This is a genomic window from Rhizobium sp. WYCCWR 11152, from assembly GCF_013087615.1.
Taxonomy (GTDB): domain Bacteria; phylum Pseudomonadota; class Alphaproteobacteria; order Rhizobiales; family Rhizobiaceae; genus Rhizobium; species Rhizobium indicum.
Map to the genome: position 1 here is coordinate 777,322 of NZ_JABFCP010000009.1, position 17,222 is coordinate 794,543.

General features: G+C 62.0%; 18 protein-coding genes. 7 read left to right on the plus strand and 11 right to left on the minus strand.

The genetic code is table 11. From position 1 onward, the window contains the following. Positions 1-35 precede the first annotated feature (35 nt). Positions 36-539, minus strand: coding sequence for a hypothetical protein (locus G9X67_RS19065; RefSeq protein ID WP_138328349.1), 504 nt, complete (start codon positions 537-539; stop codon positions 36-38). Beyond that, positions 536-1,081, minus strand: coding sequence for a CGNR zinc finger domain-containing protein (locus G9X67_RS19070; RefSeq protein ID WP_138328348.1), 546 nt, complete (start codon positions 1,079-1,081; stop codon positions 536-538). The genes G9X67_RS19065 and G9X67_RS19070 overlap by 4 nt, the downstream gene beginning before the upstream one ends. Before the next feature lie 65 nt (positions 1,082-1,146). Between G9X67_RS19070 and G9X67_RS19075 the strand changes: the two genes are divergently transcribed. Continuing rightward, complete coding sequence (locus G9X67_RS19075; protein ID WP_138328347.1) at positions 1,147-2,043, plus strand: branched-chain amino acid ABC transporter permease; 897 nt, start codon at positions 1,147-1,149, stop codon at positions 2,041-2,043. 1 nt (position 2,044) lies between these two features. Here the strand turns inward: G9X67_RS19075 and G9X67_RS19080 are convergent, their stop codons facing one another. The 5 genes from G9X67_RS19080 to G9X67_RS19100 all read right to left on the minus strand — a co-directional run bounded on the left by G9X67_RS19080 (position 2,045) and on the right by G9X67_RS19100 (position 6,608). Then, complete coding sequence (locus tag G9X67_RS19080; protein WP_138328346.1) at positions 2,045-2,506, minus strand: molybdenum cofactor biosynthesis protein MoaE; 462 nt, start codon at positions 2,504-2,506, stop codon at positions 2,045-2,047. Between the two features lie 261 nt (positions 2,507-2,767). After that, positions 2,768-3,022, minus strand: a complete 255-nt coding sequence (gene moaD / locus G9X67_RS19085; RefSeq protein ID WP_017959832.1) for a molybdopterin converting factor subunit 1 — start codon at positions 3,020-3,022, stop codon at positions 2,768-2,770. Next, positions 3,019-3,609 (minus strand): CDP-diacylglycerol--glycerol-3-phosphate 3-phosphatidyltransferase, encoded by a 591-nt coding sequence (gene pgsA / locus G9X67_RS19090; protein ID WP_130701776.1) that lies wholly within the window; start codon positions 3,607-3,609, stop codon positions 3,019-3,021. The genes moaD and pgsA overlap by 4 nt, the downstream gene beginning before the upstream one ends. 192 nt (positions 3,610-3,801) lie before the next feature. Beyond that, complete coding sequence (gene uvrC / locus G9X67_RS19095; RefSeq protein ID WP_171599419.1) at positions 3,802-5,844, minus strand: excinuclease ABC subunit UvrC; 2,043 nt, start codon at positions 5,842-5,844, stop codon at positions 3,802-3,804. Continuing rightward, positions 5,841-6,608: an SDR family oxidoreductase gene (locus G9X67_RS19100; RefSeq protein WP_171599420.1), complete on the minus strand. Its 768-nt coding sequence runs from the start codon at positions 6,606-6,608 to the stop codon at positions 5,841-5,843. The genes uvrC and G9X67_RS19100 overlap by 4 nt, the downstream gene beginning before the upstream one ends. A 364-nt stretch (positions 6,609-6,972) precedes the next feature. Here G9X67_RS19100 and G9X67_RS19105 point away from each other — a divergent pair, with 364 nt between their 5' ends. Next, positions 6,973-7,608, plus strand: coding sequence for an outer membrane protein (locus G9X67_RS19105; RefSeq protein WP_138328343.1), 636 nt, complete (start codon positions 6,973-6,975; stop codon positions 7,606-7,608). A gap of 85 nt (positions 7,609-7,693) precedes the next feature. On the opposite strand, the gene G9X67_RS19110 is transcribed toward G9X67_RS19105, so the two are convergent. After that, positions 7,694-8,290, minus strand: a complete 597-nt coding sequence (locus G9X67_RS19110; RefSeq protein ID WP_171599421.1) for a glutathione S-transferase — start codon at positions 8,288-8,290, stop codon at positions 7,694-7,696. Between the two features lie 60 nt (positions 8,291-8,350). Further along, positions 8,351-9,220 (minus strand): 23S rRNA (adenine(2030)-N(6))-methyltransferase RlmJ, encoded by an 870-nt coding sequence (locus G9X67_RS19115; RefSeq protein WP_171599422.1) that lies wholly within the window; start codon positions 9,218-9,220, stop codon positions 8,351-8,353. Between the two features lie 16 nt (positions 9,221-9,236). Between G9X67_RS19115 and G9X67_RS19120 the strand changes: the two genes are divergently transcribed. The 3 genes from G9X67_RS19120 (at position 9,237) to G9X67_RS19130 (ending at position 13,345) form a co-directional block, all read left to right on the plus strand. After that, positions 9,237-11,441: a molybdopterin oxidoreductase family protein gene (locus tag G9X67_RS19120; protein ID WP_171599423.1), complete on the plus strand. Its 2,205-nt coding sequence runs from the start codon at positions 9,237-9,239 to the stop codon at positions 11,439-11,441. Next, the gene (locus tag G9X67_RS19125) at positions 11,438-12,031 is read left to right on the plus strand and encodes an NUDIX domain-containing protein (protein ID WP_138387607.1); all 594 of its coding nucleotides are present in this window, start codon (positions 11,438-11,440) and stop codon (positions 12,029-12,031) included. The genes G9X67_RS19120 and G9X67_RS19125 overlap by 4 nt, the downstream gene beginning before the upstream one ends. Before the next feature lie 144 nt (positions 12,032-12,175). Beyond that, entirely contained in the window at positions 12,176-13,345 is a 1,170-nt protein-coding gene (locus G9X67_RS19130) for an alpha-D-ribose 1-methylphosphonate 5-triphosphate diphosphatase (RefSeq protein WP_171599424.1), read from the plus strand. Here G9X67_RS19130 and purN read toward each other — a convergent pair. Both purN and purM read right to left on the minus strand, forming a co-directional pair. Further along, positions 13,342-14,013 carry a phosphoribosylglycinamide formyltransferase gene (gene purN, locus G9X67_RS19135; protein ID WP_029872931.1) on the minus strand — a complete coding sequence of 224 codons (672 nt, stop codon included), beginning with the start codon at positions 14,011-14,013 and terminating at the stop codon, positions 13,342-13,344. The two genes, G9X67_RS19130 and purN, sit on opposite strands and share 4 nt — an antisense overlap. Then, a complete protein-coding gene (gene purM, locus G9X67_RS19140) occupies positions 14,010-15,083 on the minus strand; it encodes a phosphoribosylformylglycinamidine cyclo-ligase (RefSeq protein WP_171599425.1) in 1,074 nt (357 codons plus the stop codon). Before purM ends, purN begins: the two co-directional genes overlap by 4 nt. A 246-nt stretch (positions 15,084-15,329) precedes the next feature. On the opposite strand from purM, the gene G9X67_RS19145 reads away from it, so the two are divergent. Further along, positions 15,330-16,454 (plus strand): AI-2E family transporter, encoded by a 1,125-nt coding sequence (locus G9X67_RS19145; RefSeq protein WP_138328336.1) that lies wholly within the window; start codon positions 15,330-15,332, stop codon positions 16,452-16,454. Then, entirely contained in the window at positions 16,447-17,160 is a 714-nt protein-coding gene (gene hdaA / locus G9X67_RS19150; protein ID WP_027665286.1) for a DnaA regulatory inactivator HdaA, read from the plus strand. Before G9X67_RS19145 ends, hdaA begins: the two co-directional genes overlap by 8 nt. Positions 17,161-17,222 lie beyond the last annotated feature (62 nt).

A 17,222-nucleotide genomic window follows, 5' to 3' on the forward strand; every position in this document is an offset into this window, starting at 1 on the left:
CCGGGGCCTTGCTCCGGCTTTTTCTATGCATTTCTCTATGCCGGGCATTTGTCGGTGTTCGAGAAATCGACGCTGCCGTCAGGCTTGAAGACCTCCGGGTTCTTTTCATAAAGCGCGCCGACGACCAGCGGCTTGCTCGGCAGGACGGTCTGGTCGAGGTCGGACCGGAACTGCGTCTTCAATTCCTGCAGCACCTTGCCGTCCTTGTCGACCAGCCGGACGCTCACGGAATAGGGGCGGTCCTTGCGCACGCAGTGCAGTTTTTCGCTCTGCAGCGCGATCTTGTCGTCGATCGGGTAGATTTTCTGGTTCAGCACCAGCGGATCGCCTCCTTCAGGATTTTCGAATTCGGCGATGATGACAGAACCGTCGGGGATAGGCCCTGTCTTCTTCAGCGTCAGCAGATAGGTGGCGCTCGCCACCCGATAGTTGAAGACGAAGAGATGGCCGGTGACCTCGACCAGGTTTTCAGCCTGGCGCTGGCAGGCTGACAGCATCAGCCCGGCCACCACCGCCATCACGATCCAATGCTTTCTCATGGCGTCTCCTCCTTCTTGCGGCGATAGTGACGGTTCGCCTTGGCGCGGTTGCCGCAGACCGCCATGTCGCACCAGGCCCGGCTTCTGTTCTTGCTGCGGTCGATGAACAGCCAGCCGCAATTGCCGCAGATCTTCATGCGTTCCGGATCGGGCATGACGATCAGCCGCAGTGCCGAATGGGCGGTCGCCGCGGCCAGGCTGTCGGAGCCTGCTTCGCGTAATGTCTTCGCCAGCGCTTCCAGCAACCTGGCCAGCAATTGGTCGTCGCCGCCATTCAGTATACGCTCGCGGAAATAGAGGTCGATCGCTTCCCGCAGCGCGATGAAATCCACCTCGTTTTCCGCCGCCACCGGCGCGATGTCGCCGAAGAGGGCGCGCTCGGCGCAGAATTCGGCCGCGGCTCTTGGAAAACTCCGCATCTGGTCCCTGACCGCGAAGCGGTCGATCCGCCGCGTTGCATCGTGGCGCAGAACGACGCTGTTGACGACATCGAGTGCCAGCACGCCGCCGGCAAAGCGGTGAGGAGTCCAGGAAAAGCTCATGGTGAAATTATAACTAGTGAAATAGGTTTTACCAGTTATAATTTTGGTGACGCGGAGTGTCTGGAATGGCTTATCTTCTGCAGCAGCTGGCGAATGCGGTTCCGCTGGCCGCCCTCTATGCCGCGCTTGCCTTCGGTTATGCCGTAGCCTTCGGCGTGACGAAGCGGGCCGACATCACCTATGGGGCGATCTTTGCCTTCGCGGGCCAGATCCTGCTGCTCTTCACCGAACTCGCCTTCAACCGCTTCTGGCTGGTGCTGCCGGCCGCCCTTGCCGTCGGCGCCTGCACTTCCATCGTCTATTCGCTGGCGGCGGGCCTATGGATCGGCCGCTCGATCATGCTGCCGCTGGTCAGCAAATCGCCGAATACGGTCATCGTCGCTGCCCTCGGCATCATGATCGTGCTGATGGAGACCGCCAGGCTCGCCGCCAATACCCGCGCCATCTGGTTGCCGCCATTCCTGAACGACACGGTCGTCTTCTGGAGCGACGGCCCATTCAAAGTGACGCTCACCCATATCCAGTTGATCAACACGGCACTGATGTGCGCCATCGTCGTCCTGGGTACGCTGATCCTCAAGCGCACGGCCTGGGGCCGCGTCTGGCGCGCCGTTACCGATGATCCGCTGGCAGCCGAACTCTGCGGCACCAGCGCCAACCGCGTCTTTCTCGTCGCCTATGGGGCCGCAGCCCTCGTCGCCACCATCTGCGGCATCCTTGCGACTTTCTATTACGGCTCGATGGATTTCGGCGCCGGCCTGATGTTCGGGCTGAAGGTGCTGCTGATCGCGGCGGTCGGCGGCTATTCCGATCCGTTGCGCTCGGCGGGCGGCGCTGCCGGGCTTGCCGTCGTCGAAACCATGTGGGGCGCCTACGGCCCCTTCGTCTGGCGGGATCTGGTCGTCTTCTCGCTGCTCGTCCTGCTCTTGGTCATGAGCCGCAGGGAGCGCGTGGTGCTCTAACTTATTTCCACTTGTCGCGGGCTGCGTCGTCGGCGTCTTTCGCCGCGACCCAGTCGCCGGTGGCGCCATCCCTGGCGTGCTCCTTCTTCCAGAAGGGGGCTGCCGTCTTCAGGAAGTCCATGACGAAATTGGCGCCGTCGAACGCCGCCTGCCGGTGCGGTGCGGCTGCGACGACGAGCACGATATTCTCGCCGGCTGCGATCTTTCCATAACGGTGGATGGCAGTCAGGCCGAGAAGTCCGAAACGCGCGATGGCAAGATCGCCGATGCGCCGCATCTCCGCTTCCGCCATGCCGGGATAGTGCTCGAGTTCGAGGGCCGCAAGCGTGCCGCCTTCATCGCGGCAGAGGCCGGAAAAGGTGACGACGGCGCCGATGCCGGCTTTGCCCTTGGAGAGGCGATCGACCTCGGCTTGCAGGTCGAAATCCTCATGCTGGACGCGGATGGTGGGGGTGATGGTCATGATAGCATCCCCAACTGCTTTGATGTCGTAGCGGAGGCTATGGAGAGGGCGTGCCGCGCCAACCCCCCTCTGCCCTGCCGGGCATCTCCCCCACAAGGAGGGAGATGACGGGCGGCTTGACCATCGTGCCCATCTACAGTTTTGTCGGGCTGCGACGTTGATTGCTTGGGGAAGTTCGTACTCCCAGCCAATCTCCCTCCTTGTGGGGGAGATGCCCGGCAGGGCAGAGGGGGGTAGCGACACGGCACCACCATCACCGCCTCATCCCCCCGTCATCGGCGGAAATATCCCGATTTCCCGCGCGCCTGATATCGGTTCGTCATGCTCGACATGTTCCATGTCGAGCGCCACGCGGATCACGTCGGGATATTGAAGTGCGGTCTCATATTCTTCGCCCAGCGTCTTCAAATGATTCAGAAGATCGGCGACGGTGACGACGGAAGAGGGGAGGTCGATCTCCTCTTCGCCCTTGCCGATGCGCTCGCGCACCCAGGCGAAATAGACAAGCCGCGTCATTCCTCGGCATCCACGATATGTTTCACCCCGGCGCGGAAATAGTCGTAGCCGGTATAGATGGTCAGCAGCGCCGCGATCCACAGCAGCGCGATGCCCGTCTGCGTCGTATAGGGGAAAATCTCGTCGCCGGCCGGGCCGGCGAGCAGGAAGGCGATGGCGACGAGCTGCAGCGTCGTCTTCCACTTGGCGATCCGCGTCACCGGTACGCTGACCTTCAGCGCCGCCAGATATTCGCGCAGCCCCGACACCAGGATCTCGCGGCAGAGAATGGTGATCGCCGCCCAGATCGACCAGCCGGCGATGGTCTGGTCGGCCGCGACCAGGAGAAGGATCGAGGCGACAAGCAGCTTGTCGGCGATCGGATCGAGCATGCGGCCGATATTCGACGTCTGGTTCCAGATGCGCGCGAGATAACCGTCGAGGAAATCGGTGAGCGAGGCGATGACGAAGATCCACAGCGCCACCCAACGCGCCGTATTGCTGATCGACAGCCTGCCCTCGATGAAGAAGCAGAGAACGATCAACGGTACGGCGAGGATGCGGCCGTAGGTCAGAAGATTGGGAATGCTGTACGCACGCGATGCCATGGGATCGTTTCTCTGAATTGATGCACCGCTACAGCGCCGCGCGCCTTTTCAGACGAGCCAAGGACACTGTAACACTTTAGAACCTCCGCATCATGCTCGGGCCGATGCGGTAGATGACGGCTTTGGCTGCGGACCGTCAACATTCTTTCTGTCTTTTCACCGCCTTTGCGTGGAATTTGCGACGGACGCCGGTTATTTCGCGGCGTCGTCATGGAAATGATTGTAGACCTGCCTGGCGACGGCTTCCGATATGCCTTCCACCGCCATCAGGTCGGACAGGGCGGCGCGCGAAACCGCCTTCGCCGTGCCGAAATGCTGGAGCAGCGCGCGTTTGCGCGACGGGCCGATGCCGCCGATCTCGTCGAGCGGGTTCTTGATCATTTCCTTCTTGCGGCGTGCCCGGTGCGAGCCGATCGCGAAACGATGCGCCTCGTCGCGCATGCGCTGGACGAAGTAGAGTACCGGATCGCGCGGCGGCAGGGTGAAGCTCTCGCGTCCCGGCGGGAAAAAGCGTTCGCGCCCGGCATCGCGGTCGACGCCCTTGGCGATGCCGATCGCCGTCACGCTGTCGGTGATGCCGAGTTCGGCAAGGATGGCGCGCACCGCCGTCATCTGTCCCTGGCCGCCGTCGATGAGGATCACATCGGGCCAGGTCGGGAAGGGCATGTCGGCTGCATCGGGGGTGGCCACGTGCGCCGTCCGGTCAGGGATGCCTTCCTCCTTGATCAGCCGCGAGAACCGCCGCGTCATCACCTCCTTCATCATGCCGAAGTCGTCGCCGGGGGTGATGTCGGTCGATTTGATGTTGAACTTGCGGTACTGGTTCTTGACGAAACCTTCCGGCCCCGCGACCACCATGCCGCCGACGGCATTGGTGCCCATGATATGCGAGTTGTCGTAGATCTCGATGCGCTGCGGTGCATAGGCAAGCCCGAACGTCTCCTTGAAACCTTCGAGCAGCCGCGACTGCGACGCCGTCTCGGCAAGCTTTCGCCCATGCGCCTCGCGTGCATTGCCAACGACATGGTCGACCAGATCCCGCTTCTCGCCGCGTTGCGGCACCAGGATGGAAACCTTGTGGCCTGCCTTTTCGCTGAGTGCTGCGGCCAGCAGCTCCAACTCCTCCACCGTCTGCGACAGCATGATCTGCTTCGGCACCGGCTTGTCGTCGTAGAACTGCGCGAGGAAGGAATTCAGCACTTCGGCGCTCGAAAGCTGCGGATCAGCCTTCGGGAAATAGGCGCGGTTGCCCCAGTTCTGGCCGGTGCGGAAAAAGAACACCTGGATGCAGGAGATGCCGCCCTCATGATGGATGGCGAAAACGTCAGCCTCCTCGACACCGGCCGGATTGATGCCCTGATGGCTCTGCACATGAGAAAGTGCGGCCAGGCGATCGCGATAGATCGCCGCCCGCTCGAAGTCGAGGTCCTCGGCCGCCTGGTTCATCGCCTCGGCCATATGCGACTTCACCTTCAGGCTCTTGCCGGACAGGAAGTCCTTCGCCTCCTGCACCAGTTCGCCGTACCCCCCATCGCTGACCTCGTGGGTGCACGGCCCGGAACAGCGCTTGATCTGGTAGAGCAGGCAGGGTCGCGTGCGCGTTTCGAAGACGCTGTCGGTGCAGGTGCGGATCAGGAAGGCGCGCTGCAGCGAGTTGATCGTCCGCCCGACCGCGCCGGCCGAAGCGAAGGGTCCGAAATAGTCGCCCTTTCGCGCTCGCGCACCGCGATGCTTGAAGATCGCCGGCGCCCGGTGGTCGCCGGTGATGAGGATATAGGGAAAGGACTTGTCGTCGCGCAAAAGCACGTTAAAGCGCGGCCGCAAGCGCTTGATCAGATTCGCTTCCAGCAGCAGCGCTTCGGTTTCCGTGCGCGTCGTCACGAATTCCATGTTCGCCGTCTGGCGCACCATCTGGGCGATGCGGTTGGAATGGACGCGGCCGACGGCGTAATTGTTGACGCGCTTCTTCAGGCTGCGCGCCTTGCCGACATAGAGCACGTCGCCCTCGGCATTGAACATGCGGTAGACGCCGGGACTGTTCGGCAGTCGCTTGACGAATTCGCCGATCAGTTCCGCGCCGAGGAGCCCGGTTTCATTGAGGCTGCCCGCATTCCAGTCGACAGCAGCCGCAAGCGGCGCGGCGACGGAAGCGTCGCCTTCCACCTCGATATCGTCTTCGCTCTCGTCCGTGTCGTCGTAGAGAACGCCGCCATCCGGCAGCTTTCGTCCGTTCATTCCGTAATCTCCGCCACATCGGGCGTCTGCCAGGCGAGGTGCTGGCCGCCGTCGAGGGCAATCATCTGGCCGGTGATCGAGGGCGTGTCGTAAAGGAAGCGAATCGTTTGTCCGAATTCCTCCAGCGCCGGCCCTCGCTGCAAGATAAGGGCTGAGATCTGCGCTTGGAAGTCCTCCATCGCCTGCCGCTCGCTCGGCATCGAGGGGCCGGGGCCGATGGCATTGACGCGGATGCGTGGTGCCAATGCCTGTGCAAGCGTCTGCGTCGCCGTCCACAGCGCGGATTTGGAGAGGGTATAGGAATAGAAGCTGGGCCTCAGCGCCCAGACCCGCTGGTCGATGATATTGACGATCAGCCCCGCTGCCTCAGTGGGCATCTGCTGCGCGAAGGCCGCCGCAAGGATAGAGGGCGCACGAACATGCAGGTCGAAGTGCAATGCCCATGTGGCGGCATTGAAACTACGCGCGGAATCATGCTGGAAGACCGACGCATTATTGATGAGCAGATCGAGGGGGCCGAGCGCTTCCGACGCCTTGGCAATGAGCTCTGCCGTTTCGCCGGTATTGGTGAGATCGGCCTGAAGGGCGATTGCCCGATATCCCTTCTGCCGCAATTGCGCCACCAGCTCTTCGGCCTCACGGATGGAGCCGTTCGCGTGGATGGCAACGGAAAAGCCATTTGCAGCAAGGTCTTCGGCGATTGCCCGGCCTATTCTTTTAGCAGCCCCTGTTATGAGGGCCGAGCGAAGTCTTTTGTGGTTCAAAATCGTGCCTTCTGATCCCGCGAGTCTGTCTGCAGACTATATAGGCGCCGGCCGAGATTATATAAATAGGCCGTTGCGGTTGCGTCGGGGAGGGGGTATTCTATGTATTATTTAAGAATGCGATTTCTTAAAATAAGTATTTTAAGTTTAACACTTCGGTAGGGTTAATGAAATGTATGTTGCGCTAAAGCAACATCGAATTTCAGCCATGCGGCAGCCACAATGATATCACAATTTGGCTCTTTCAAATCCGCATTTGAGTTCCAATTTCAGTCTCGATCCGGAAGGGACATCTGGCAATATCCCGCCAATGCTTCACTGATAGACAGATGACAAGCGGCGCGGGACTGAAAGGAGATTAAGTATGCGTGTACTCATTGCTGGCCTCATGGCCTCCGTTTTTGCAATTGCGGGCGTCTCGGCAGCTCAGGCGGCCGATGCCGTCGACCAGATTCCGGAAGCACCGGTCGCCCAGGACGCACCAGTCAAGCCGGCAGGCAACTGGGAAGGTTTCTACCTCGGCGGCGCCGGCACCTACAACATGGGTGACTTCGGTTCCGACCGCCACACCTATGGTTTCGGCGGCCAGGTCTTCACCGGCTACAACTGGCAGCAGGGCCAGATCGTCTACGGCGTTGAATCCGATCTCGGCTACAGCGGCGACGACGTCTCCTCAGGCGGCGTCAAGAACAAGTACGGTTGGAACGGCTCCGTCCGTGGCCGCGTCGGCTACGACATGAACCCATTCCTGCTCTACGGCACGGCCGGTCTTGCCATCGGCGACGTCAAGGTTTCCGACGACACCTCGGACGAAAGCAAGACGAACTTCGGCTATACGGTCGGCGCCGGCGTCGAAGCCTTCGTGACCAACAACATCACGACGCGCCTCGAATATCGCTACACCGACTACCAGAGCAAGGATTACGACCTCGACTCCGGCAGCTTCTCGCGCGGTTACGACGAGAACAGCGTCAAGCTCGGTATCGGCGTCAAGTTCTAAGCTGGTTGAATATCCGAACATGGAAAAGCCGGGCACGTCGCCCGGCTTTTTGCTGTCTGCTCGTTGCTCCAGATGCTGAGCCCGCTCAGCCCTCAGACTTGAGCTCGCTGTGGGCCGGGAATTTCTTGTCGAACTGCCGCTGCCAGTCGATCAGCGGCGCATGATCGGCTTCCCACTGGTCCTTGAAGCGCAGCTCGAGATAATCGAGCGTCGCGGCCAGCGCGAAATGCCCGCCATTGAGCTTCTTGCCTGTTTTCGGCGGATTGGCGCTGAGATGAGCGAGCCCGCTCGTCGCCTTCTTCCACTGCCGGTCTATCCACGGCTGATGAACCTTTTCCTCGTCGCGGAAGCGCCGCTCGTAGACGATCGCCAGCAGGCAGTCGCAGATGCCGTCGCAGAGCGCCTCGAGGATTTCCGCATCCGTGCGCTTGCCGTTCTTCGAAGGGTAGAGCCCGCCCTTCGTCAGCCGGTCGAAATAATGCATGATCGCCACGCTGTCGTATATCGAGATCCCGTCATCGGTCAGAAGCGTCGGGATCTTGCCGAGCGGATTGTTGTCCACCAGGATCGCCGGTCCGGTATTGGTGTCGACCCGGATGGCGTTTACCTCCAGGCCCAGAAAATGCGCGGCCATCCGTACCTTGTTGGAATAGGGCGAGGCGGGCGAACAAAGGAGCTTCATGGGACACCTGATGAGATTGTGGAACTGCGGCGCGGACTATTCCCGAAGCGGGTTGCCCGGTCAATCGTCCTTGACCGCCTTGTTCTCGCCGCGCAGCCAGAAGGCGCGGTGCGAGGCAAAACGGTCTTGCGCCAGATGGTCCTTCAATGCGGGCAGCAATTGGTGCAACTCATCCTTCAGCGTGAAGGGCGGGTTGACGATGACGAGGCCTGAGCCCGTCAGTCCCGTAATGCCGCGGTCGCTGCGGACGGCAAGTTCGGCGCAGAGCATTTTCGGGATGTCGAGCGCCTGCAGGGTCTCGTGGAATTCCTTGATCGGCGCGCCCTTCTTCAGCGGATACCACAGGCAATAGGTGCCGCCGGGAAAGCGCCGATAGGCCTTTTCCAGCCCTTCGGCCAGCCGCTGATATTCGTCCTCTTCCTCGAAGGGCGGATCGACGAGGACGATGCCGCGCTTCTCCTTCGGCGGCAGATGCGCGCCGAGCGCCAGCCAGCCGTCAAGCTCGGTGATGCGGGCATGGTAATCGCCCTCGAACAGCCGGTGCAGCCTGACATAGTCCTCGGGATGCAGTTCCATCGCCGACAGCCGGTCCTGCGGCCGGAACAGCATGCGCGCAAGTTTCGGCGAGCCGGGATAGAAACGGATGCCGCCCTCAGGATTGAGTTCACGGATCGCCGAGAGGTAGGGCTCCAGCAGTTCGGAAACCTGAGGGCCGAGGTCTGCCTCCATCAGCTTGCCGATGCCATCGAGCCATTCGCCGGTTTTCTGCGCTTCTTCCAAGGAGAGGTCGTAGAGCCCGATGCCAGCATGCGTGTCGAGCACGCGGAACCCGCCATCCTTTTTCTGCATGTAACGGATCAGCCGCGTCAGCACGACATGTTTCAGCACATCGGCAAAGTTGCCCGCGTGATAGATGTGGCGGTAGTTCATTTTCGCTGATGTCCGTATGAATTCGCGTCATGGGAAATTTTTGTGGCTTTTGGCCGTGCAAGCCTTGGAATATACAAATGCCATGAACATTGCGACCCCCATCCAAGCCAAATCAGAAAAGCCGGACAACAGGGTGGGCCACACGGCCTGTCCGCATGACTGTCCCTCCACCTGCGCGCTGGAGGTCGAGATATCGGAGGATGGCCGCATCGGCCGTGTGCGCGGCGCGGGCGACCATTCCTACACGTCGGGCGTCATCTGCGCCAAGGTCGCCCGTTATGCCGAGCGGCTCTACCATCCCGACCGCCTGATGCATCCGCTACGCCGCGCCGGCGCCAAGGGGGCAGGGCAGTGGCAGCAGATTTCCTGGGACGATGCGCTGGATGAGATCGCCGAAGCCTTTGTGAAGTCCGAGGCAAGGGACGGCAGCGAGGCGATCTGGCCCTATTTCTACGCCGGCACCATGGGCTGGGTGCAGCGCGATTCCATCGATCGCTTGCGTCATGCCAAGCGCTACTCCGGCTTCTTCTCCTCGATCTGCACCAACCCCGCCTGGACCGGCTTCACCATGGCGACCGGCACGCTGCGCGGTCCCGATCCGCGCGAGATGGGCCGCACCGATTGCGTCGTCATCTGGGGCACCAACGCGGTGTCGACCCAGGTCAATGTGATGACCCACGCCATCAGGTCGCGCAAGGAGCGCGGCGCGAAGATCGTCGTCATAGATATTTACGACAATCCGACGATGAAGCAGGCCGACATGGCGCTGATCGTCAGGCCGGGTACCGACGCCGCACTCGCTTGCGCCGTCATGCACATCGCCTTCCGCGACGGTTACGCCGACCGCGCGTACATGGCGAGATACGCCGATGATCCCGAGGGTCTCGAAGCGCATCTGAAAACGAAGACGCCGCAATGGGCCGCTGCCATCACCGGCCTTTCGGTCGAGGAGATCGAAGCCTTCGCCAGCCTCGTCGGCACGACGAAGAAGACCTTCTTCCGCCTGGGTTACGGCTTCACCCGCCAGCGCAACGGCGCGGTCGCCATGCATGCGGCCGCCTCGATCGCCACCGTTCTCGGCTCCTGGCAATATGAGGGCGGCGGCGCCTTCCATTCGAACAGCGATATCTTCCGCATGAACGGCGCGGAACTGACCGGCCGGTCGATGAAGGATGCCGATATCCGCATGCTTGACCAGTCGCAGATCGGCCGCGTGCTGACCGGCGATGCCGTGGCGCTGCGCCACCGCGGTCCGGTGACGGCTATGCTGATCCAGAACACCAATCCCGCAAACATCGCCCCCGAGCAGCGCCTCGTCAGACGCGGCTTTGCCCGCAACGACCTCTTCGTCGCCGTGCATGAGCAGTTCATGACCGAAACGGCCGAGATCGCCGATATCGTCATCCCGGCAACGATGTTCGTCGAACATGACGACATCTACCGCGCCGGCGGCCAGAACCATATCCTGCTGGGGCCGAAGCTGGTCGAACCGCCGCCGACCGTGCGCACCAATCTCTTCGTCATCGAGGAGCTTGCCAAACGCCTCGGCGTCGCCGATCGCCCCGGCTTCGGCTTCACCGCCCGAGAGATGGTCGACCGCATCCTCGAATCGAGCGGCCTGCCGGGCTACGACCATTTCCTCGAACATAAATGGTTCGATCGCCAGCCTGCTTTCGAGGAAGCGCATTACCTAAACGGCTTTGCCCATCCGGATGGCAAGTTCCATTTCCGCCCGGACTGGATCAATCAGCCGGCGCCGAATAAGCCGCCAGCGGCGATCGGCGCGCTTGGGCCGCACGCCGCGCTTCCGGCCTTCCCCGATCAGGTCGATGTCATCGAAGTCGCCGATTCCGAGCATCCCTTCCGGCTCGCCACGTCGCCGGCGCGCAACTTCCTGAATTCGAGCTTTTCCGAGACCAAGACCTCCCGCCAGAAGGAAGGCCGCCCCGAGGTGATGATCAATCCGGCCGACGCCGAAGCCAACGGAATCGTCCATGGCGATCTTGTCCGAATCGGCAACAGCCGCGGCGATCTGCGCATCCACGCCCGTATCACTACCGAAGTGAAGTCAGGCGTGCTGATTGCCGAGGGCCTCTGGCCGAACAAGGCGCATGTTGACGGCGAGGGCATCAACGTCTTGACCGGCGCCGACCCTGTCGCGCCTTATGGCGGGGCGGCCGTCCATGACAACAAGGTCTGGCTTCGCAGGGACGCAGCATGATGCAGCCGAAATCACGCGTGAAGATCGTCAGCGAAGAAACACTGTCGAATGGGTGGACGCGGCTGAGCAGCTACCTCCTCGACTATATCGACCGCAAGGGCGCAACCCAACGGTTGAAGCGGGAGGTCTACCACCGCACGCCGGCCGCCTGCATCCTGCTTTATGATCCCAAGCGCGACCTCGTCGTTCTCGTCCGCCAATTCCGCCTCGCCGTTCATCTCAACGGCGATGCCGCCTGGATAATCGAGGTGCCGGCCGGCCTTCTCGACGATGACCATCCCGAAGCGGCGATCCGTCGCGAGGCGATGGAGGAGACCGGCTATCGCCTGCGCGATGCGCGCTTCCTGTTCAGATCCTATACATCGCCGGGTGCCGTCACCGAGGTCGTGCATTTCTTCGCAGCCCTCGTCGACATCGCCGACCGCGTGGCCGAAGGCGGTGGCCTGGACGAGGAACACGAGGATATCGAAGTCCTTGAGATCCCGCTCGACGAGGCGGCAGCGATGATCGAAACCGGCGAGATCTTCGACGTCAAAACGATCGTGCTTCTGCAATGGGCCATGTTGAATAGGGCAAGGCTGACGGCCTGAATCTGCGGGGCGACCGCATCGGATCATTTCCAAAGCGCAAGTTTCCGCTTTAAGGTGATACGGCGCAAAATTTCATACGACTGTCACGAAGCGGTTCTATCCGCTGCGGTCTGTCAATCATCGAATGCGGTCAGGAGAAAGCCCATGTGGCTCAGCAATTTCACCCTCGTTCTCCCAAACGAGGTGGTGAGTGAAGGTTCCGTGCGTGTTGAGGGTGGCGCCATCGCCGAGATCAGGCCGGAGCCGGTCGCCGGCGCTGCCATCGATGGCGGCGGGCGGCTGCTGATGCCGGGATTCGTCGATCTCCACGGCGACATGATCGAGCGCGAGATCGCCCCACGGCCGAACGCGACGATGCCGATCGATTTCGGTATCCACGAACTCGACAAGAAGCTTGCCGCCGCCGGTGTCACCACGGCGTTTGCCGCCGTCTCCTTTGCGACCGAAAGCGTCTACGGCCACGTCCGTTCGCTGGAGACGACATCAGCGGTGATCGAGGGCATCAATCGCCTGCGCGACGATCTGCTGATCGACCACCGCGTCCACGCCCGCTACGAAATCACCAATGTTGGTGCAGCTCCTGCGCTCGAGCGCCTGCTGAATGCCGATCAGATCGACATGGTCTCGCTCACCGACCACACGCCGGGCCAGGGACAGTACAACAACCTGCAGAGCTACATCCTCAGCATTTCCGAGCGCCGCGCCATCTCCGAGGAAATGGCGGCGGAGATCGTTGCCAAGCGCATCGCCATGCGCAGCAATCCAGACATCGAGGCCAAGCTGAAGGAGATTGTCGCGCTGTCGCTGAAGCACAAGCTGTCGCTTGCCTCGCATGACGATGACAGCGCCGAAAAAGTCGCCGAGATGCACGATCTCGGCGTCACCATCAGCGAGTTTCCGGTCACTGCACCTGCGGCGGAGGAGGCGCGCCGTCGCGGCCTCTGGACGTTGATGGGCGCGCCGAACGCGCTGCGCGGCCAGTCGATGTCGGGCAATCTCAGCGCGCTCGATGCTGCAAGGGCCGGATTGCTGAGCATCATCGCCGCCGATTATCATCCGGCTGCCTTCGTGCCCGGCATCTTCAAGCTTGCCGACATGGTGGAAGGCGGCCTGCCGGCAGGCGTCGCCATGGCGACCGGCAATGCGGCCCGTTCCGCCGGTCTGTCGGATCGTGGCGAGATCGCCATCGGCCAACGCGCCGATCTGGTCGTGGTCGAGCCGGGTGATATCAATCGCATCCGCGCCACCTTCCGCGCCGGCCGCTTCGTCTACAGCGACGGCACGCTGCATCCGTTGCGGGCGCTGGCGGCTTAAGCGCGGTCGCCGATCAGCGAAATAAGCTGGGTCTTGGGTGCGGCGGTCGAAGCCTCCGCGCCGACGGCCTTGCCGCCTTCCATCGTCACACGGCCTTCGGCAAAGAGCCGCAGCGCTTGTGGATAGATCTGGTGTTCGATGGTGAGCACACGCGCGGCAAGGCTTTCGGCCGTGTCGCCGGAAAGAACCGGCACGGCCGCCTGGCCGATCACCGGCCCCTCATCCATGCCTTCGGTGACGAAATGCACCGTGCAGCCGGCGATCCGCATGCCGGCGTCGATGGCCCGCTGATGCGTATGCAGGCCGGGAAACAGCGGCAGCAGGGAAGGGTGGATGTTGAGCATCCGGCCTTCGTAACGCTGGATGAATGTCGCCGTCAGCAGCCGCATGTAGCCTGCCAGGCAAAGAATATCGGGTTTAAGCTCGTCGAGCGCCGAAAAGATCGCCGCCTCATGCGCATCCTTGCTGGCGTAGTCCTTGCGGGGAAAAGCGAAGGTGGCGATGCCTTCGGCGGCGGCCTTGGCAAGCCCGCCGGCATCCGCCTTGTCGGAGATCACCCCGACGATCTCGGCCGGATAGTCGGCTGCCTTTGCCGCCGCAACCAGCGCCATCATGTTGGAGCCGCTGCCTGATATGAAGACGACGGCGCGTTTGCGCGGCGAGCTCATATGGCAAGCGTGCCCTTGTAGACCGTGCCGGCAGCGCCTTCTTCGCGGGCGATCATGCGGCCGAGCCTGATAACTGTCTCGCCCTCGGCTTCGAGTGCGGCGGAAACCGTCGCGACATTCTCGCCGGCAACGACGGCGATCATGCCGACGCCGCAGTTGAAGGTGCGCAGCATTTCCTTGGCTTCGACGCCGCCCGTCTTGGCGAGCCACGAAAACACCGGCGGCACCTTGACGGCGGCAAGATCGATCTCGGCCGCCAGATGCTTCGGCAGCACGCGCGGAATATTTTCCGGGAAGCCGCCGCCGGTGATGTGCGCCAGCGCCTTGATGGCGCCGGTCTCGCGGATCGCCTTCAGAAGCGGCTTCACATAGATGCGTGTCGGCTCGAGCAGGGCTTCGCCAAGCTTCTTGCCCTCGGCGAACGGCGCCGGTGCATCCCAATCGAGGCCGGACAATTCGACGATCTTGCGCACCAGCGAGAAGCCATTGGAATGGACGCCGGAGGAGGCAAGGCCGAGGATCACGTCACCCTCGGCAATATCGCCGGATGGCAGGAGCTTGCCGCGTTCGGCCGCACCGACTGCAAAGCCGGCGAGATCGTAGTCGCCGGAGGAATACATGCCGGGCATCTCGGCCGTCTCGCCGCCGATCAACGCGCAGCCGGCCTCGCGGCAACCGGCGGCAATGCCGCCGACGATGGCCGCGCCCTGGTCGGGGTCGAGCTTGCCGGTCGCGAAATAATCGAGGAAGAACAGGGGCTCGGCGCCCTGTACCACAAGATCGTTGACGCACATGGCGACGAGGTCGATGCCGACGGTGTCGTGATAGTCGGCATCGATCGCGATCTTCAGCTTGGTGCCGACGCCGTCATTGGCGGCGACCAGAACCGGATCGGTAAAGCCTGCCGCCTTGAGGTCGAAAAGCCCGCCGAAGCCGCCGATCTCGCCGTCGGCGCCGGGACGGCGGGTCGAGCGCACCGCCGGCTTGATCTTCTCGACGAGCAGGTTGCCGGCATCGATGTCGACGCCCGCATCGCTATATGTCAGGCCGTTTTTCCCAGACTGGCTCATGCTGGTCTCCGATGGCTATTTCAGGCGGCAAACGTGCCGCGTCATCTGCCGGTCGCAATTGCATGACAGGGGCTTTTATGCAAGCGCTGCATGGCAAAAGCCCCCAATTTCCCGCGTCTTCTTCCGGCCTTTCCGGGATTCGGCGCGACAGGGTTGACCATCTTTGCGCCTGCATCCTATGTGCTGAATGGCCGCTTCGGATCGCATGCGGCGTTCGGCGGCGGCGAGCGATCAGCGGGGAAGGCAATGCCACAGCAAGTCAGTGGGAACATTCTCAAGCGTCAGATCTTCTTCTGGCTGGCGGCGCTCGTCTTTTTCATCGCCTTTCTCTATGTCTTCAGCTCGATCCTGCTGCCCTTCATCGCCGGCATGGCGATCGCCTATTTCCTCGATCCGGTGGCCGACCGGCTGGAGCGGCTGGGTCTAAGCCGCATGATGGCGACCATCGGCATTCTCGTTGCCTTCGTCATCGTCTTCGCGCTGGCGCTGATGATCCTCATTCCGGTGCTGATCAGCCAGTTCAACGATTTCGCTCAACGTCTGCCGGGTTATATCAGCCAATTACAGCAGTTTATCGCGCAGGCGCAGAATTCGCTGCTGCCGGACTGGGTCGAGAACCAGATGGGCACGATCAAGGACAATCTCTCGGGCATCCTGTCGGAGGGCATGGGCTTCCTCACCGGGCTCTTTGCGCAGATCTGGAATTCCGGCAAAGCGATCGTCGACGTCATATCGCTGCTCGTCGTCACCCCCGTCGTCGCCTTCTACATCCTGCTCGATTGGGACCGCATGGTCGCCAAGGTCGACCAATGGATCCCGCGCGATTATGTCAGCGATGTTCGCCAGATCGCCAAGGAGATCGACCAGGCGATTGCCGGCTTCATCCGCGGCCAGGGCTCGCTCTGCCTCATCCTCGGCATCTATTATGCCGTCGGCCTTTCTCTCGTCGGGCTGAATTTCGGCCTGCTGATCGGCCTCTTCGCCGGCATGATCAGCTTCATTCCCTATGTCGGCTCGATGGTTGGCCTCGTGCTGGCGGTCGGCGTCGCGCTTGTGCAGTTCTGGCCCGATTATCCGTGGATCGGCCTGGTGCTCGTTGTCTTCTTCAGCGGTCAGTTCCTGGAAGGCAACATTCTGCAGCCGAAGCTCGTCGGCTCCAGTGTCGGCCTGCATCCGGTCTGGCTGATGTTTGCGCTCTTTGCCTTCGGCGCGCTCTTCGGTTTCGTCGGGCTTCTGGTTGCCGTGCCGGCGGCGGCGGCCGTCGGCGTCCTTGTTCGTTTCGCGCTTTCACGCTACCTTCAGAGTGATCTTTATTTTGGCGGGTCGCCCAGTGGCCGCGCCCGGAAGACGAAATCAGTTCCCAATGAATGACGTGAAAAACGCTGATCCGAAGCGCAAGGCCGGAGAGCAGCTGCCGCTGGTCTTTTCGCACGATGCCGCAAGCGGGCGCGACGACCTCCTGATCTCGGAGCGTCTTGCCGCCGCCGTTTCGATCGTCGATGCCTGGCCGGCATGGCCATCGCCGGTCGTCGTGCTCGCCGGCCCCGTCGGTTCGGGAAAATCGCATCTCGCCCGCATCTGGCGGGAATTGAGCGGCGCCGTCGATATCCATCCCGAGCTTGGCTCGGACGCCGCGGTTGCCGCCGCTGCCGGCCCGGTGCTGTTCGAGGACGCCGACCGCCTCGGATTCGACGACAATGCGCTCTTCCACGTCATCAACAGCGTCCGCGAAAACGGTACCAGCCTGTTGATGACCAGCCGTCTCTGGCCGATGTCGTGGCCGGTTTTGCTGCCCGATCTGCGCTCGCGCCTGAAAGCGGCAACCGTCGTCGAGATCGGCGAACCCGATGAGGCGCTGTTGTCGCAGGTGATCGTCAAGCTCTTTGCCGACCGGCAGCTTTATATAGATGACAAACTCGTGCTCTATATCGTTGTCAGGATGGAGCGGTCGCTAAACGCGGCCCAGACAATCGTCGAAAGGCTTGATCGGCTGGCCCTGTCGCGGGGCACGAAAATCACCCGGTCTCTTGCTGCCGAAGTATTGAATGAATTGGGAAATTCGGAACCGGCCGATTGACTGTCACAGTTCCGTCGTCAAACTGATATAATTGCCTTTGGCGATTGAAAACGGGGTAAGCG

Bases quoted from the DNA above. Each gene is read 5' to 3' on its own strand.
- G9X67_RS19125 (WP_138387607.1), top strand. From the start codon at position 11,438: ATGATGCAGCCGAAATCACGCGTGAAGATCGTCAGCGAAGAAACACTG.
- hdaA (WP_027665286.1), top strand. From the start codon at position 16,447: ATGAATGACGTGAAAAACGCTGATCCGAAGCGCAAGGCCGGAGAGCAG.
- G9X67_RS19080 (WP_138328346.1), bottom strand. From the start codon at position 2,506: ATGACCATCACCCCCACCATCCGCGTCCAGCATGAGGATTTCGACCTG.
- G9X67_RS19070 (WP_138328348.1), bottom strand. From the start codon at position 1,081: ATGAGCTTTTCCTGGACTCCTCACCGCTTTGCCGGCGGCGTGCTGGCA.
- G9X67_RS19115 (WP_171599422.1), bottom strand. From the start codon at position 9,220: ATGAACTACCGCCACATCTATCACGCGGGCAACTTTGCCGATGTGCTG.
- G9X67_RS19120 (WP_171599423.1), top strand. From the start codon at position 9,237: ATGAATTCGCGTCATGGGAAATTTTTGTGGCTTTTGGCCGTGCAAGCC.
- purM (WP_171599425.1), bottom strand. From the start codon at position 15,083: ATGAGCCAGTCTGGGAAAAACGGCCTGACATATAGCGATGCGGGCGTC.
- G9X67_RS19065 (WP_138328349.1), bottom strand. From the start codon at position 539: ATGAGAAAGCATTGGATCGTGATGGCGGTGGTGGCCGGGCTGATGCTG.
- purN (WP_029872931.1), bottom strand. From the start codon at position 14,013: ATGAGCTCGCCGCGCAAACGCGCCGTCGTCTTCATATCAGGCAGCGGC.
- G9X67_RS19130 (WP_171599424.1), top strand. From the start codon at position 12,176: ATGTGGCTCAGCAATTTCACCCTCGTTCTCCCAAACGAGGTGGTGAGT.
- moaD (WP_017959832.1), bottom strand. From the start codon at position 3,022: ATGACGCGGCTTGTCTATTTCGCCTGGGTGCGCGAGCGCATCGGCAAG.
- G9X67_RS19110 (WP_171599421.1), bottom strand. From the start codon at position 8,290: ATGAAGCTCCTTTGTTCGCCCGCCTCGCCCTATTCCAACAAGGTACGG.
- G9X67_RS19105 (WP_138328343.1), top strand. From the start codon at position 6,973: ATGCGTGTACTCATTGCTGGCCTCATGGCCTCCGTTTTTGCAATTGCG.
- pgsA (WP_130701776.1), bottom strand. From the start codon at position 3,609: ATGGCATCGCGTGCGTACAGCATTCCCAATCTTCTGACCTACGGCCGC.
- G9X67_RS19145 (WP_138328336.1), top strand. From the start codon at position 15,330: ATGCCACAGCAAGTCAGTGGGAACATTCTCAAGCGTCAGATCTTCTTC.
- G9X67_RS19075 (WP_138328347.1), top strand. From the start codon at position 1,147: ATGGCTTATCTTCTGCAGCAGCTGGCGAATGCGGTTCCGCTGGCCGCC.
- uvrC (WP_171599419.1), bottom strand. From the start codon at position 5,844: ATGAACGGACGAAAGCTGCCGGATGGCGGCGTTCTCTACGACGACACG.